General features: G+C 40.8%; 17 protein-coding genes, 1 tRNA gene, 1 pseudogene and 1 riboswitch. Of the genes and pseudogenes, 12 read left to right on the top strand and 7 right to left on the bottom strand.

Going from position 1 to position 14,567, the window contains the following annotated elements; genetic code table 11:
• Positions 1-16 precede the first annotated feature (16 nt).
• The gene (locus J6600_RS06050; RefSeq protein WP_209388112.1) at positions 17-307 is read left to right on the top strand and encodes a contact-dependent growth inhibition system immunity protein; all 291 of its coding nucleotides are present in this window, start codon (positions 17-19) and stop codon (positions 305-307) included.
• A gap of 478 nt (positions 308-785) precedes the next feature.
• Here J6600_RS06050 and J6600_RS06045 read toward each other — a convergent pair whose 3' ends face one another.
• From J6600_RS06045 to J6600_RS06035, 3 genes are all read right to left on the bottom strand, one after another.
• Positions 786-1,796: a DarT ssDNA thymidine ADP-ribosyltransferase family protein gene (locus J6600_RS06045; RefSeq protein WP_095273420.1), complete on the bottom strand. Its 1,011-nt coding sequence runs from the start codon at positions 1,794-1,796 to the stop codon at positions 786-788.
• A complete protein-coding gene (locus J6600_RS06040) occupies positions 1,774-2,733 on the bottom strand; it encodes a macro domain-containing protein (RefSeq protein WP_209388111.1) in 960 nt (319 codons plus the stop codon). The genes J6600_RS06045 and J6600_RS06040 overlap by 23 nt, the downstream gene beginning before the upstream one ends.
• A gap of 76 nt (positions 2,734-2,809) precedes the next feature.
• On the bottom strand, positions 2,810-3,055 hold the full coding sequence (locus tag J6600_RS06035) for a helix-turn-helix domain-containing protein (RefSeq protein ID WP_095273419.1): 246 nt from the start codon (positions 3,053-3,055) through the stop codon (positions 2,810-2,812).
• A 462-nt stretch (positions 3,056-3,517) separates the two neighbouring features.
• Between J6600_RS06035 and J6600_RS06030 the strand changes: the two genes are divergently transcribed.
• From J6600_RS06030 to J6600_RS06010, 5 genes and pseudogenes are all read left to right on the top strand, one after another.
• The gene (locus J6600_RS06030) at positions 3,518-5,296 is read left to right on the top strand and encodes a T7SS effector LXG polymorphic toxin (RefSeq protein ID WP_209388110.1); all 1,779 of its coding nucleotides are present in this window, start codon (positions 3,518-3,520) and stop codon (positions 5,294-5,296) included.
• 11 nt (positions 5,297-5,307) lie between these two features.
• On the top strand, positions 5,308-5,700 hold the full coding sequence (locus J6600_RS06025; RefSeq protein WP_021494070.1) for a CDI toxin immunity protein: 393 nt from the start codon (positions 5,308-5,310) through the stop codon (positions 5,698-5,700).
• Positions 5,701-5,733: 33 nt separating this feature from the next.
• A pseudogene (locus J6600_RS06020) lies at positions 5,734-6,043 on the top strand (hypothetical protein).
• A 53-nt stretch (positions 6,044-6,096) separates the two neighbouring features.
• Complete coding sequence (locus J6600_RS06015) at positions 6,097-6,396, top strand: contact-dependent growth inhibition system immunity protein (RefSeq protein ID WP_095272961.1); 300 nt, start codon at positions 6,097-6,099, stop codon at positions 6,394-6,396.
• Between the two features lie 365 nt (positions 6,397-6,761).
• Positions 6,762-7,118: a tRNA-Val4 gene (locus J6600_RS06010; protein ID WP_095272963.1), complete on the top strand. Its 357-nt coding sequence runs from the start codon at positions 6,762-6,764 to the stop codon at positions 7,116-7,118.
• A 242-nt stretch (positions 7,119-7,360) separates the two neighbouring features.
• Here J6600_RS06010 and J6600_RS06005 read toward each other — a convergent pair.
• The 3 genes from J6600_RS06005 to J6600_RS05995 all read right to left on the bottom strand — a co-directional run bounded on the left by J6600_RS06005 (position 7,361) and on the right by J6600_RS05995 (position 9,860).
• Positions 7,361-7,433: transfer RNA gene (locus J6600_RS06005), tRNA-Val, on the bottom strand.
• 137 nt (positions 7,434-7,570) lie between these two features.
• Positions 7,571-8,746: a cystathionine beta-lyase gene (metC, locus tag J6600_RS06000; protein WP_209388109.1), complete on the bottom strand. Its 1,176-nt coding sequence runs from the start codon at positions 8,744-8,746 to the stop codon at positions 7,571-7,573.
• A complete protein-coding gene (locus J6600_RS05995) occupies positions 8,739-9,860 on the bottom strand; it encodes a methionine biosynthesis PLP-dependent protein (protein ID WP_021495000.1) in 1,122 nt (373 codons plus the stop codon). The genes metC and J6600_RS05995 overlap by 8 nt, the downstream gene beginning before the upstream one ends.
• A gap of 69 nt (positions 9,861-9,929) precedes the next feature.
• Positions 9,930-10,055: riboswitch (SAM riboswitch) on the bottom strand.
• 174 nt (positions 10,056-10,229) lie between these two features.
• Between J6600_RS05995 and J6600_RS05990 the strand changes: the two genes are divergently transcribed.
• The 6 genes from J6600_RS05990 (at position 10,230) to J6600_RS05965 (ending at position 13,776) form a co-directional block, all read left to right on the top strand.
• A complete protein-coding gene (locus J6600_RS05990; protein ID WP_007409075.1) occupies positions 10,230-10,952 on the top strand; it encodes an esterase family protein in 723 nt (240 codons plus the stop codon).
• Positions 10,953-10,977: 25 nt separating this feature from the next.
• Entirely contained in the window at positions 10,978-11,493 is a 516-nt protein-coding gene (locus J6600_RS05985) for a YjcG family protein (RefSeq protein ID WP_209388108.1), read from the top strand.
• Between the two features lie 4 nt (positions 11,494-11,497).
• Entirely contained in the window at positions 11,498-11,929 is a 432-nt protein-coding gene (locus tag J6600_RS05980) for a GNAT family N-acetyltransferase (RefSeq protein ID WP_209388107.1), read from the top strand.
• A gap of 160 nt (positions 11,930-12,089) precedes the next feature.
• Positions 12,090-12,323, top strand: coding sequence for an AbrB/MazE/SpoVT family DNA-binding domain-containing protein (locus J6600_RS05975; RefSeq protein ID WP_007409078.1), 234 nt, complete (start codon positions 12,090-12,092; stop codon positions 12,321-12,323).
• Positions 12,324-13,061 (top strand): ABC transporter ATP-binding protein, encoded by a 738-nt coding sequence (locus J6600_RS05970; RefSeq protein ID WP_209388106.1) that lies wholly within the window; start codon positions 12,324-12,326, stop codon positions 13,059-13,061.
• The gene (locus J6600_RS05965; RefSeq protein ID WP_022553543.1) at positions 13,054-13,776 is read left to right on the top strand and encodes an ABC transporter permease; all 723 of its coding nucleotides are present in this window, start codon (positions 13,054-13,056) and stop codon (positions 13,774-13,776) included. The genes J6600_RS05970 and J6600_RS05965 overlap by 8 nt, the downstream gene beginning before the upstream one ends.
• 41 nt (positions 13,777-13,817) lie before the next feature.
• Here J6600_RS05965 and bla read toward each other — a convergent pair whose 3' ends face one another.
• Positions 13,818-14,567, bottom strand: a complete 750-nt coding sequence (gene bla, locus J6600_RS05960; protein ID WP_209388105.1) for a subclass B1 metallo-beta-lactamase — start codon at positions 14,565-14,567, stop codon at positions 13,818-13,820.

The following is a 14,567-nucleotide window of genomic DNA, read 5'->3' as shown; positions in this document are numbered from 1 at the left end:
AAAGAGAGGAAGTATCATGGATGAAAGGTATGATTTCTTAGATGAATTAGAAAATTTTTTAGGTGCAACATTTCATCAAGATATCCAATCCCCTGAACACGCCTTAGACGAATTGATTGAGGAAATTAGTAAAGAAGGTTTGCTATTTACAGTAAAGTATTGCGAAGAGTTTCTAAATAGCGATCTAACTAAAGAAGAAAAGGAAGACATTATAAAGTGTAATGCAGAAATATATTTCCCGACAATTGGCTTACCGCCTATAGAATGGTTGAAAAGTGTAATAGAACAACTAAAAGAGGCTATTTAAAAGAAACACTGAAAGGCCCCCATTTTATGGAGGGTCTTTTTATATTGATACCGAAGTTTTTGGCTTTCTTATCCGGATAGAAATGCAACACCGACAGTGCGGTTTGGATCTACTTGACGGCATCACCAGCTGAACTTTTCAACAATTTTGACCCTAAAAAGAGATACGGACCATAAATTTCGAGCCGAAAAATCAAGTTCGCCAACAACTTGCGAATTTGATAAACCGGCTTTATTAAGGGAAATTAAAAAACCCTTGCTACGCAAGGGTTTTGGCTATGATTCCGACTGGGCTCGAACCAGCGACCTCTACCCTGTCAAGGTAGTGATTATCTTCTGATACGAACAGACGTTTTATTTTGAAACCTTATTTTATAAGGTTTTCTGGCCAGTCTTTCTGATAATAAATCTTCTGTTTTGGTTAAAAATGAACAAGTCGGTCCCCAATTCGTCCCCAACTGTCTCCACATAAAAATAAATTAAAAAGGCCCTGAATCCATTGAGTTAAATGTACCCTTATATACCAAGTGTTCATCTAGATAAAAGACGATAGAATAATGATTGTAAGGTTTCGAATATGTAATAGATTGACCTACATCAGGACATTGATACATCTTATCACACCATGTTTCATATATTCCGTTTGATGTAAGATCCTTCATAATTAATTTAGCATTGAATGTCGGTTCATCTTTGTTAACATTAAATGTGAAAGTTACTTTTTCTTTAGTAAGATTCACTGATTCTACGAAAGTCCACGCAGAATAAAAAAACCAGTTTTTAGGATCAACTATTATTATATCTCTAAAATTCCGTTTAGTAGACTCATCTAAAAGATTAATAAAGGTTTCTTTCTCAGCTTGGCTTCTACATACAATTCTCTTCAAAAACCTAAGATCACATTTATTAGGTATTATCAACTCTGCATGTTTATGATATTTAATATAAGATTCATTAATAGGATCGTAGTAACCTTCATGATATACAAACTCAAATGGCATTTTTCTGAAAGATTCTGCGTCGTTATAAATAGTAGTCGAATCAGAGGCCAAATTACCGTATGTAAAACTAGAATTATCCATAGCGAGCATTGATAGACTATCAAAAAGAAAAAAGACTGGCACTGGACAATGTGCTTTTAGGTCGGGATTTATTTGGCTGTGTGAGCGTATCCCTTCATTACGATACTGAGTTGGTGTTTTAGGCCTGAAATAAAATCTAACGTAATTTTTACGGTCTTTCCATGTATTTTCTATTACTGTCTTACTTGCATTATCGACTTTCATTATGCCTTTTTCTAATGCTTGATTGCGACAATAAATATATCCTTCTGTAAGGATGTTTTTTGCGTTCAATAAATCTGTGAAATGATAAACGTATTTCGGAAAACGTGTCATTTTGAGAGGTGGTAAACCAGTTTTTAATTTACCTGTAGTTAACTCATCTATTACTTGTTTAAATTCATATTTATTTTTTGTCCCTTGGTTCAACTGTGGTTTCCCCCTCCTTATTTTGAAAACCAGTGTTCATTTTGTAAGGTACTACTCTTATTCCATTTACAAAATCTTCATCGTCATTAAACTTATACGCAATTTCGACTGGCTCTATATAATCCAATCTATTTAATAAATTTAAAACTAAACCACCATATTCATGCAAACCTTCAGGTAAATCTTTTTTTGTGCAAAAACCAACTTTTCTAAGTAATCTCCATAGTTCTTTAAGTTGGTATAGAGAAAGAACATGTCTATTATCATTATTTTCAAAAAGAATACATGGTGATTTTTCTAACTGATCGAATTCATCAATTACATTAATTTCCTCAAGGTGAATTCGCCAGTTCTCACCTTTAACTGTTAGATTGGATTCAAAATTGATACTGTATTGTAAGTCTTCCCAGACTTCATTGAAGCTTAAAAATTTTGGCATTGCCTTCAACCAATTTTTTGTAGCCAATATTTCTTTATGCTCAGGTTTTGACTTTTTACTGTCAGTAAGATGAATATATACCTCTATCGGCAAAGGTCTTAAATAATGCTCCATAAGTGGTTGAACTTGTGTTTCCCAATCAAGACCTCCATTGCCGCATCCTAATAATGGAAATGAAATTGATGTTATACCCTTTTCTTCATAAGTAGCAACAAACTTTTTCAATCCAGCTTCTATATATTCAAGTTTCGATGGCGAACGCCAATGTTTTTTTGTTGGAAAATTTAATATCCATTTATGATCAGATTTGTATATCCAAAGTTTACCTATGTCTAGGGCTTTATTTTCGCAAAAAATTTGATATTGTTCAAACATTTCGGGGTAAATTTGTTTAAATTGTTTAGCTATCCCTTTCCCCATCACCCCAACAGTGTTTACCGTATTAACCAAAACTTGGGCTGGGCTTTCAAAAATATTCTGCTTTACGTAAGTAATCAATTTACAACACACCTTTAGTGGAAACTATATATAGACTATTCATTACAATTATTATTAGACCTTAAACATATAACTTTTATTTAACCTCAAACGGGCGAAATTTCTTGTTAGCTTCAAGCTCTTTTTTTAAATTTTCAACATCTTGTCGTAAAAATAAACTTGACGTACCTACTTTTTTGACCATCGCGATTCTTCCGTCTTTAATTAGTTTACTCATTCGCTGCTTATTTACATCTAAAATCTTTGCCACTTCAGGAGTACTTAAGATTTCCCTTACTACAAAATCCTCAACGTCCTGACGACACTTTAAATGGTACTCCATATTTTCCCCATCCCATTTATTAATTCTCAATACAGTTCATTCGATAAGGTCAATATATGACACGTTCATCTTTTGAGCTACAATAACTGTTAATCTGGAAGAAAAAATGTTTGTTTCTCTTTAGAATTTCAAGTCATCAATAAAGAATATGAATTCATTTTTCTTAACATTAGTCTTATGATATAATTTCATTATAGTTGATGTATAGACCAAGGTCTATACATTTTCAAAAATAAACTCTACTCTTAAGTGCACTCCTAATAAAAATGTTCAATAACGATTTTTTTCATTACGATCTTAGATAAAATCCTACCTCCTACTTAATAATTCACTATAAAACAAAAATAGGAAAAATGACACAAATCAAATTACCATTTTTGTCTTTGAATCACTCAGTAATATTTTTCTTTATTCTTCCATAATAATATCTTGTTGAAGTATTTCGTATGAAAGGATATGGTCATGAAAGTTTTCGAAGCAACCACCCTCCTCGCCGCTGCCAAACAGCGCGCGGGTGAATACAAAAAACTGCGCGGCCAGATGGTTAATCTAAAAAAAGCGTTTCAAGGTATGGCTGATTTTGGTGACAATGATTTCTCAGGCCGGGGCGCAAATAACATCAAAGCTTTTTTCAAGGACCACGCCGGCGTCACAGACAGCTGGCTTGATCTGATCGATATGAAAATCGCATTTCTCACAAGCCTTCCCGGCAAGGTCGAAGACGCCGGACTTTCCAATTCGCATGTGGAGGAATCATTTCTGGAGCACGAGCTCACCCACGCTCTCAGTAAATCAAAGGCGATTATGGAAGAGCAGAAAAAGGACATGCGCTCCATCCTCGGAGAGATCGAAGACATCATCTCGCTCGAATTGTTTTCAACCGAAAGCACGGATCAGAAGCTTTCTTCAGCTGACAAAAAAAGAAGCGAAACGATACATAAGCTCGGCAAGCTTGATCACGATCTAACGAAAGAATACGCAGAAACCGAAGCAAACGAACAGTTCATCCAAGCCGACTTTCAACAGCTTCAAAACGCGACGGGCAAAGGAAAAAGCGCCACGCCGCTTCACTACAATGCCAAAGCGTACCGTGAAAGCGACATCCATAAGAAAAAAGGCGATATCGCAAGACATTCGGATGCTTATTTGACGATTAAAAAGGAAGAAGCGAAAGAGCGTGAAATCAAGGATCTGAAGAAAAAGCTGGCTGATGGTGTAACCGACCCGGATGAATACTTAGAAATCGCCAAAAAGGTTGGCTATGAGAATCTCACCCCTGAACAGCTTGAATTTGTTTCATTTCTGGAACAGCGTAAAGCTTTCATGGATAACGGAAAAGAAGCATTGCAAATCATAGGTGATGGCGCCAAAGGTCTGCTTGTTGGTGTATACGATCTTGCCAAGGATACCGGTGAAGGAGCACTTCAACTCGGACGGAATATCGGTTGGACAATTGACAACTTAAACAAAGACCCTCAAAAAGTTCTGGATACTGTTCTGGAATACGACTATCTAGGTGTCTTTCAAAGTATGGTTGACACATTGAAGGATGATTGGGATAAAAAGATGATTCACGGGGATGCATATACACGGATGCACTATGTTACTTACTTGGGCGGAAGTCTTCTGTTATTGAAAGGCGGAAAGTCCTCTGTCTCAACAGGCTCAAAAGATCTTGCTAAAGCTGGTGGCAAAATTAAAAAAGGCGGAAAGTCTGTAAAACAGTTTTACAAATCTCCTGTCAATCGGTATACTCCTGCATTAGAAGGAATCCTTCAAGATGCTGAGAATACTATTAATGTGAAGAATACACCACTCCTAAAAAGAATAGCCGATTCCACTAAAGATAGTGTACTCTTTAAATCAATCAATGGTAAGTCATCAAAAAACAAGACAGTTAAAAAAGGCCTTTCCAAAAAATCAAGAGAAGTTGCGCTTCCAAAGGTAGACACATATGAACAAGCTAGAAATGAGGCGCTAAATCTAATTGGTGATTTAGGAATAGATTCAAAACCTTTTATAGGTACTTTATCTAAAAGCGCAGGCTTTGGTAAAGTTACTGGCCGAATGTCTGGAGATAATAAAGTCCTTTGGAGATTAGATTATGACCCCGAAAAGGGACCTCATATAAATGTTGAGGATTATAGAAATGGAAAAGGAGATAAGGCAAAGAAATATTATATACCTTTTAACGGAAACGAAGATACTTATAAATCCCTTTTAAAACATTTAAATAAATAGGAAGTGTTAATATGACCTTATACGAAGAATGTCTAGAAGCTCTTGGAGATAACAAAGAAGTCCTCACTATTTCTGAGACACGTAAATATCATGAGCAACTTGGCGAAAGTTTCCCCTTCACATCATGGGGAAGAATTAAATGGGATGAAGTAACTTATCACAGATCTATTGATTACGCTGAAGATATTGATGAATGGTTAGTTGAGAATAAAATAGATAATAAAACTGTTATTCTCCTTTGGGCTTACGGTGATTATCCAGCTGTAAAAACCAGCTTAGACAACGCCTTAAACGTAATTGATGATGTAACTGCTGTAGGTTCAGATACCTTCATGTTCAGCGAATCTGGTTATGTTATTGAATTTTTCCATGATGGAGATGTAACAATAGGAAAAGCAATATGAAAATATTAGCCCTTTTTAGTTAAGAGAATCAATATGAATTTAGAGAAAAAAATGAAAGATATATTAATTAAAAGAAAAAAACTTAATCTTAATGATGACTATGGCATTCAAAAAAGTTGGGATGAAATAATTGAAGTGCTCTCAGAAAACGAAGAAAATACAATCAGCTATCTAGAAAATTGTAATAAAAGCAGATTTATATTGGGTCAGTGAGGTATTTGAAGATTTAGCTGAAAGTTTGCAAAGTAAAGAACTTATTGATTGTTTAAGAAAATTAGATGAAAAATACCCTGGCCTAGAAATGACAAATGATATTGATATAGCAGAAAGTTATATAGAATAATATACTTACCACCTCTTATATTTGAAGATAACGATTCTTGGTGGTGGTAAGCAATGATTGAAATTAAAGTTTCTGATCCTGTATTTAGATTTCTCGGTGGACATTTTCACCAAGATATAGAGTCTCCGGAAAATGCACTTGATGAATATTTAAATGAAGCATCACAAAAACTAAAAGAAAGAGATTTAATAGCACTAACTGAGTTTGTAAATAGTGATTATTCAGAAGAAGACAAGAATGAATTTATAGAGGAAGCAGCGGATGGTATATACTTTCCTGAAGATGATATAACTCCATTAGAATGGCTTAAGCAAGTCACTGAACAAATTAAAAAACACCTTAAAACAACATAGTTAGAAAAAGAGCCCTCTTATAAGAAGGGCTTCTTTTATAATTTCAATTTCACTTCTAGCTTCGCTTTCGTTTTTAGTCCGTAAATGCCGTATGTCTTCAAAACAAACATGGACTGAATCGTTCGACCGCATTTTTGATGACAGATAAATTGAAGTGGTATAAACTGCAGAAAAAGAGGGTAATAAAAAAAACCATAATAATGGACTTAATTTATATTCTTCTAATCTCATTTTATGGGATTTTCCCCATCTCTCTGATGAACAAAAAGTCGCTAAACCATATCGGCTGTATTAGATGTAGAGATGTATATTAATAAAGATGGCTCAATAGCTACTGCATATCCTTTATATAAAAAACCAAGGGAATGATTGATTTTATTATGAAATATTCATTTGAATGTAAAAGAGCCCGTTTAGGGTACTTACGAGTAGTTCTCCCCGCAGAGTTAGAATACTTTTCTGATTTCATTGAAGACATTGTTTCGGTAGATGAAGCTGATGAATACTTGAAAATGATTCAAGATGTATTGGATGGTTCTTCTGAAGAATATGAGATTCAACTAAATACAACCATTGCATATATAAAAGAAGATCAAACAGTCATAGAACACCTTTATACAGAAAATGAAAACGATAGAAGCTCCATGGAAACAGAAAAATTCAAAAAACTTATACTCGACTGGAGAGACAAGATCCCCCAAAGGTATAAGAGTGATGATTGAAACTTTAGGTCCCTTGAAATTCAAGGGACCTTTTACTTTAATACCGCTCCAAGTTTCACTTTGTTTTCGATCCACAGTTACTATCTGAAGAACTCATTAGGAACCGTCTGACCAATTTTTTGGTTTTCAGTGCATAATAGCTATCAATACCATATCCTTGCCCTTCTTACTGGAATAATGTAAGCCTCTAGAGCTGTTTCAATAAAAAGTAAAAAACCCTTGCTACGCAAGGGTTTTGGCTATGATTCCGACTGGGCTCGAACCAGCGACCTCTACCCTGTCAAGGTAGCGCTCTCCCAGCTGAGCTACGGAATCATGATATGTATGTGTTGCTGGGTATGTTGTTTTCTCTCTGACATTTATAATTATATATCCTGATTTCTCATTCGTCAACACTTTTTTTATCTAAAATAAAAAAGGGCGCGTCACAAAATTGACGGCGCCCTTTTCGTTTATGATCTCACTTGGGCGGGGGTTATTTTTTTCAATGCCTGTTCGAAGTCCCGTTCTAAATCTTCGGCGTTTTCGACTCCGACGCTCAGGCGCAGAAGGCCGTCTGTGATGCCGCGTTTCTCCCTCTCTGCTTTCGGCATGGCGGCATGCGACATGGCTGCAGGGTATGAGAGAATGGACTCGACGGCGCCGAGGCTGACGGCAAATACCGGAAGCGATACGTTTTCGACCAGCTTTTTGACGGCTTCTTTGCTTTCCAATTCAAAAGACAGGACGGCGCCCGCTCCGCTCGCTTGACGTTTATGGGTATCGGCTCCCGGGTGTCCGGCAAGGCCGGGATAGTAAACGTTTTTGACGGCGGGATGCCCGTCAAAATAGGCAGCCAGCCGCTCAGCCGTCCGGCTCGCTTTTTCCAGTCTGACCTGCAATGTTTTTAAGCCGCGCAGCACGAGCCAGCAATCTTGCGCGCCAAGGACGGCGCCGAACGAGTTTTGCAGCTTATACAGCTGATTGCCGAGCTCTTCATCTTTTACGGCGGCAAGGCCTGACAGCACATCACTGTGTCCGCTCAGGAATTTTGTTGCGCTGTGAAGCACAATATCAACGCCGAGATCAAGCGGACGCTGCAGTGCAGGTGTCATGAATGTATTATCCAGAAAGGTCAGACAGCCGTTTTCTTTTGCAAGCTGGACAACCGCTTTAATATCAGTAATTCCAAGTGTCGGATTTGACGGTGTTTCCATATAAATGACCTTTGTGTTCGGCTGGATATTCCGCGCCACTTCGTTGATATCCGTCATATCAACAAAGGTATGTTCGATTCCGAAACGGGACAGAACCTCAGTCACCATGCGGAATGTTCCGCCGTACACATCCTCCGTGACGAGGACATGGTCGCCTTGGGATAAGAGCAGAAATGCCGTCGAAATCGCCGCCATACCGGAGCTGAAAGCAAAACCTCTCGTTCCGCCTTCAAGACCTGCGATCGTTTCTTCAAGCGCTGTTCTTGTCGGTGTGCCTGAGCGGCTGTAGTCATATGTCCCGAATTCTTCAAATGAAGACTGATGGAATGTGGAAGCATGCTGGATCGGCACGCTGACGGCTCCGGTGGCTCCGTCTGTTTTAAATGGATTGTGCACAAGCTGGGTTTCCAGCGTCCAATTGTGATTACTCATATGATACGGCCCCCTCTTTTACTTGCTGTAATGCCTGCTTGACATCCCGCTTCAAATCTTCTGCATGTTCAATGCCCACTGAAAAACGCAGCAGACGGTTGCAGACGCCGTTTGCGATACGGATGTCTTCCGGAATGTCCATGTGCGTCTGCGTCGCGGGATATGTAATAAAGCTTTCCACCCCGCCGAGACTTTCTGCGAAACAGATCGTTTTCAGCGCCTTTAAAAACGGATTGACCCACTCCTCTTTTTGCAGCCGGAAAGACAGCATTCCGCCTTTTCCGGGATATAATACGTCGGCGATTTCTTCTTCCTGTTCTAAAAATTCTGCAAGTTCACGGGCGTTTTCTTCATGACGGCGCATTCTGAGTGCGAGTGTTTTCATCCCTCTCATTAAAAGCCACGAATCAAACGGCGAAAGAACGGCGCCGATCGCATTTTGGTGATTAAACATGATCTCGCCGAGCTCTTCATCCTTAACGACAGCCAGACCGGCAAGAAGATCATTGTGCCCGGCTAAATATTTTGTGGCGCTGTGAATGACGATGTCCGCTCCCAGTTCAAGCGGGCGCTGGAGCACCGGGGTATAAAACGTATTATCCACAATTAAAAGCAGGCCGGCTTCTTTCGTAATCCGGGCGATTTTTTCAATGTCCGCCTCCTGCATTAACGGGTTTGTCGGCGTTTCAACAAATACCGCTTTTGTGTTTTCCGTTATTTTGGAGCGTAAACAGTCTTCATCGCTGAAATCATCGTAAATAAAGCTTAAGCCGTATTTTCTCCATTCGTTTTCAAACAAACGATACGTGCCTCCGTATAAATCGGAGGATACAATCAATTCATCCCCGCTTTTAAACAAAGCCATAATGGTTTGAATGGCTGCCATTCCCGAGCTGAAGGCAAATCCTCTCGCACCGTTTTCCAACACGGCGATGGCGTCTTCGACGAGCTGGCGTGTCGGGTTTTTCGTGCGCACGTAATCAAAACCTGTAGATTCTCCTATTCCTCTATGGCGGTAAGCGGTGGACAGATAAATCGGCGGACTGACCGTTCCCGTTGCTTCTTCGCTTCTATTTCCGATTTGGGCTAATTTTGTATCAACATGCTGCGTCATCAGTAAGCACCATCCTTTTTCAAAAATAAAAAAGCCCCCTCTTCATAAGAAGAAGGAGCTTTTCTCTTCCTCTTATCTTCCAAGCATGTGAATCGCTTGCTGGATTTAGCACCTTGGCACTTTGCCTTCCCGCGGCAAAGCAAACCGGTTGCTGAGGTTTCAAAGGGCCAGTCCCTCCACCTCTCGTGATAAGAATATTGTTTTGTATTTTCTGATTGTTCTATATTAACGCACAATAAAATGGATTTCAACAACTTTTTATTTATCTGAACTCTCGCAAGAAGTGCATCTGAAGAAAGAAATTTCTAATAATTCATGGTACAATAGGAAAAAACCATCAAGACAAGAAGCGGCCTGGAGGAATGCGAAGTGGCATCGAAAAACGGAATCATTCATGAGAAAAAACTTTTCTCCCATGAGCTTGAAGAGGAAATGACCGTTTTGGTCTACCTGCCCGCCACCTTCTCCCCCCTGTATAAATATCATACGGTCATCGCTCAGGACGGCCATGATTATTTCAGATTAGGGAGAATCGGGCGGCAGGCGGAAGAGCTTATGTCAAAAGGGGAAATTGACCGCTGCATCATTATCGGCGTCCCTTATAAAAATGTGCGGGAGCGAAGAAACACATACCATCCAGAAGGCTCTAAGTTCGCCTCATATAAGCGGTTTATCGCAAATGAGCTCGTTCCTTTTATCGACAAAGAATACCCGACTTATCAAGTCGGATACGGCCGCACCATGATCGGGGATTCCCTCGGCGGAACCGTTTCGCTCATGACGGCGATTGACTATCCGAACATGTTTGGAAACGTCATCATGCAGTCTCCGTATGTTGACGGGCACGTGCTGGATGCCGTCCGGCAGTCGGAGGATCTCAAACAGATTTCCGTTTATCATCAAATCGGAGAAAAAGAAACCGGCGTTCACACGACGGACGGCCAGGTTCTTGATTTCACCGCGCCGAACGAAGAGCTCAAACAGCTGCTGGAAAGCAAACAGTCCGAATACACGTATGAAACCTTCGACGGGGATCATAAATGGACCTACTGGCAGCCGCTCATCACGCCGGCGCTGAAAAAAATGCTGTAACCATTCATTTAAGGAGGGAACTTTCATGAAATACGGTATTGTTTTATTTCCATCAAAAAAATTACAGGATCTCGCAAATTCGTACCGGAAACGCTACGACCCGAGCTATGCGCTCATTCCGCCGCATCTGACGGTAAGAGATCCGTTTGAAGCGACAGAACAGGAAATCGAGCAGGTCGTATCACAGCTGAGAAAGACGGCGAAAGAGTCGCATCCGCTCGTTCTGAAAATCACAAAATACAGCTCGTTTTCTCCTGTGAATAATGTGATATATATGAAAGCAGAACCGACGGAGGAATTAAAATCTCTGAGTGAGAAATGCTACTCAGGAGCATTATCCGGCGAGCCGGAATACAGCTTCGTTCCGCATGTCACGGTCGGCCAGAAGCTGTCGTCAGATGAACATTCCGACGTACTCGGACAGCTGAAAATGCAGGACATTTCCCACGAAGAAGTCATCGACCGTTTTCACCTGCTCTATCAGCTGGATAACGGCTCATGGACTGTGTACGAAACATTTTTATTAGGCGGAGGAGAATAACTGCTTGGAATCCATCATCGCAAAAACTGAAAAACAGCTAAATGACGCTTTTTTCGTCAGAAAAGAGGTCTTTGTTAAAGAACAGCACGTTCCGGAAGAAGAAGAGATTGATCAATTCGAGGACACGTCAGAACATATAGTCATATATGACGGCGGCCAGCCGGTCGGAGCCGGCAGATGGCGCATAAAAGACGGGCATGGAAAATTAGAACGCATCTGCGTGATGAAAAGCCATCGTTCTTTAGGCGTCGGAGCCGTCATTATGCAGGCGCTTGAAAAAGCGGCGGCAGTCAAGGGCGCCGACAGCTTTCTCTTACATGCGCAGACGCAGGCGGTTCCGTTTTACGAAAAACAAGGATACCGCGTCACATCCGGCGAAGAATTTCTCGATGCGGGCATCCCCCATCTGGAAATGGTAAAGGAACACAAACGATAAAATCAAAAGCACTCCTGTTGATATGGCAGGAGTGCTTTTTTTATGAAAATAATACTATTTCATGAATTTTATTGAATTTTATGGAAGGTTAATGTATGTTTAGTATACGAAGTATTACAATTCATACAAAAAATACAATTCATATTTCGGAGGGATAAACATGACGGCACCAAAAGGAAAACACATATTCGGGACTGTTAAAGTGGGCACAAAAGGACAGATTGTCATTCCTAAAGAAGCAAGAGATGTTTTCGATATAAATCCGGGGGATTCTCTGCTTATGCTTGGGGATGACCAGCAAGGTATCGCACTTGTTAAACAAGAACTCTTTTTCGAGTTTGCAAAAGATATTTTAAACGCTAAGCAAATCGATGAAGATAGCGAGGATGAGTAAATGCATGCGATTGAGCTGAAGCAATTAACGAAACATTATAAAGAAACCGCCGCCGTTGACCGTCTTAAGTTCTCAGTTGAGAAAGGGGAATTTTTCGCTTTACTCGGTGAGAACGGAGCCGGAAAAACGACATTAATCAGTATGCTTTGCGGACTTCTTTCTCCGGATGAGGGTGATGCATCAGTGCTTGGACACAGTATTTTGACTGATTTGGATAAAATAAAACCGAAATTGAATATGTCCCCGCAGGAAACAGCCATCGCTCCTCATCTAACCGTACGGGAAAACTTAGAGTTTATAGCCGGAGTCTACGGAATTCCGAAAAAAGAAGCAAAAAAAAGAACGGATGAGATGCTCGAATTGTTTCAATTAAAAGAGAAAGAAAGAGCAAAAACAAAAACATTATCAGGAGGAATGCAGCGCCGCCTCAGCATCGCAATGGGAATGATCACCAAGCCGGATATTTATTTCTTAGATGAACCGACATTAGGGCTGGACGTCCGTTCACGCCGCGAGTTGTGGAAAAATCTTGAGGCATTAAAGGGAGACATGACGATTATATTAACGACACACTATTTAGAAGAGGCTGAAGCCCTGGCAGATCGTATTTGCATTTTAGAAAATGGGACTTTAAAAGCACTGGGCACGGCGGAGGCTCTGAAAAAGCAAACTCATTCAGCTACATTTGAAGATGCCTTTTTAGCGATTTGTGACGGGGAGGCGGGTCTTTATGCTTGATTTCGCCATTCGCAACCGCAAAGAAATTTTTCGTGACCCCCTGTCTATTATCCTTGGAATCGCACTGCCTGTTATTCTATTGTTTCTGTTTACGGCGATTGAAAAAAATGCGCCGCTTGATACCTTTAAAATTCAGCACTTAGCACCCGGACTCATTGTTTTCGGTTTCGCTTTCCTTACAATGTTCTCTGCATTGCTGATCGCAAAAGACAAACAGACCGCCCTTTTGACCCGTTTGTTTGCTTCCCCTTTAAAAACAGCCGATTATGTCATCGGTTATGCAATGCCGATGCTGCCGTTAGCCATTTTACAAATCGTCATTTGTTTTATCGCAGCAGCAGCTGCCGGTTTATCCGCCGAGTGGATGAATCTTCTCGCAGGTATCGCTGTCTTGCTGCCGATTGCGATGATGTCCGTTTTCTTCGGTTTATGTTTAGGGGCTGTGTTTACGGACAAACAAATTTCAGGTATCGGAACGATTTATATTACACTCGTGCAATTTCTGGGCGGGGCTTGGATGGAGGTGAGCCTGCTCGGTGACACATTCAAACATATCGCTTATGCCTTACCGTTTATTCACTCGATCGAGCTGGCCCAGGAAGTCATATCCGGAGATTATTCTTCCTTTCATCAGCATATTTGGCCGATAGCGGGATATACCGTTTTGGCGCTTGCACTTGCTTTCCTCAGTTTTATGAAAATCAGGAAGAAATAAAAAAAGCCGGCACTCCGTAATGGGAGCGCCGGTCTTCTTTATTACGTTTCTTTCAGAAGGCTTATCGTATGCGGCAGCAGACGGTCATCCCCCGGACTGCCATGGCCCGGAACGACAATGCTGATGTCCTGATATCTTTTCATGACTTTGCGGACGGCGCGCGGCCACTGATCCGGATAAAAGCCCGGAGTAGGCACGATTTCCTTTGTTTCTAAAGCCTTGATTAAGCATCCGCCGAATAAGAGCTTATCCTCAGGCATCCAGACGGTCATATTGTCTTCCGTATGCCCTTTTCCCGGATAAAACGTTTCAATTTTCATATCGCCAAACTGCAGCTTTGTCACGTTTTTCAAATCTCCGAGCGGCCGGTCATATCCCTGCTGTCGGGCGAAGTCGGCGGTCAGTTTCGTGCTGTGCACCTTTACACCGTATTTGTACAGGGTGTTCAGACCGCCGATACGATCATCATGGGCGTGTGTCACAATGGCATCGGTCATCCTTTTTCCTGGAAACCGCTTTTTTATTTGTGTCATTAATTGCTCTGTGAGACTGTCATTCCACGGAGTATCAATCAGTACGATTCCTTTGGAAGTCTCAAGAAGCAATCCGTTCGCAGGGACGGGACTTCCGTCTGCCGTACCGGTGCTTGTATGCATCCAAACATGCGGCGCCAGCTGTGTGAGAGTGACATCTTTTGCTGCGGAGCCCTCCGCCGCGTCTGCCGGTTTCATTCCGGCAGTAAAGAAGCCGAATAGAAATAACCCCGCAATTAATAATGAAAGCTTTCTCAA

This window comes from Bacillus sp. LJBV19 (assembly GCF_017797845.1).
Taxonomy (GTDB): domain Bacteria; phylum Bacillota; class Bacilli; order Bacillales; family Bacillaceae; genus Bacillus; species Bacillus velezensis.
Note: the sequence above shows the minus strand (reverse complement) of the source record. Positions and strands in the feature narration are given on the sequence as shown.

What these genes read in the sequence shown, in the direction of transcription:
- J6600_RS06015 (WP_095272961.1), top strand. Translation starts at nt 6,097, where the DNA reads ATGATTGAAATTAAAGTTTCTGATCCTGTATTTAGATTTCTCGGTGGA.
- J6600_RS05970 (WP_209388106.1), top strand. Translation starts at nt 12,324, where the DNA reads ATGCATGCGATTGAGCTGAAGCAATTAACGAAACATTATAAAGAAACC.
- metC (WP_209388109.1), bottom strand. Translation starts at nt 8,746, where the DNA reads ATGAGTAATCACAATTGGACGCTGGAAACCCAGCTTGTGCACAATCCA.
- J6600_RS05995 (WP_021495000.1), bottom strand. Translation starts at nt 9,860, where the DNA reads ATGACGCAGCATGTTGATACAAAATTAGCCCAAATCGGAAATAGAAGC.
- J6600_RS05965 (WP_022553543.1), top strand. Translation starts at nt 13,054, where the DNA reads ATGCTTGATTTCGCCATTCGCAACCGCAAAGAAATTTTTCGTGACCCC.
- J6600_RS05985 (WP_209388108.1), top strand. Translation starts at nt 10,978, where the DNA reads ATGAAATACGGTATTGTTTTATTTCCATCAAAAAAATTACAGGATCTC.
- J6600_RS06035 (WP_095273419.1), bottom strand. Translation starts at nt 3,055, where the DNA reads ATGGAGTACCATTTAAAGTGTCGTCAGGACGTTGAGGATTTTGTAGTA.
- J6600_RS06010 (WP_095272963.1), top strand. Translation starts at nt 6,762, where the DNA reads ATGATTGATTTTATTATGAAATATTCATTTGAATGTAAAAGAGCCCGT.
- J6600_RS05975 (WP_007409078.1), top strand. Translation starts at nt 12,090, where the DNA reads ATGACGGCACCAAAAGGAAAACACATATTCGGGACTGTTAAAGTGGGC.
- J6600_RS06030 (WP_209388110.1), top strand. Translation starts at nt 3,518, where the DNA reads ATGAAAGTTTTCGAAGCAACCACCCTCCTCGCCGCTGCCAAACAGCGC.
- J6600_RS06025 (WP_021494070.1), top strand. Translation starts at nt 5,308, where the DNA reads ATGACCTTATACGAAGAATGTCTAGAAGCTCTTGGAGATAACAAAGAA.
- J6600_RS06050 (WP_209388112.1), top strand. Translation starts at nt 17, where the DNA reads ATGGATGAAAGGTATGATTTCTTAGATGAATTAGAAAATTTTTTAGGT.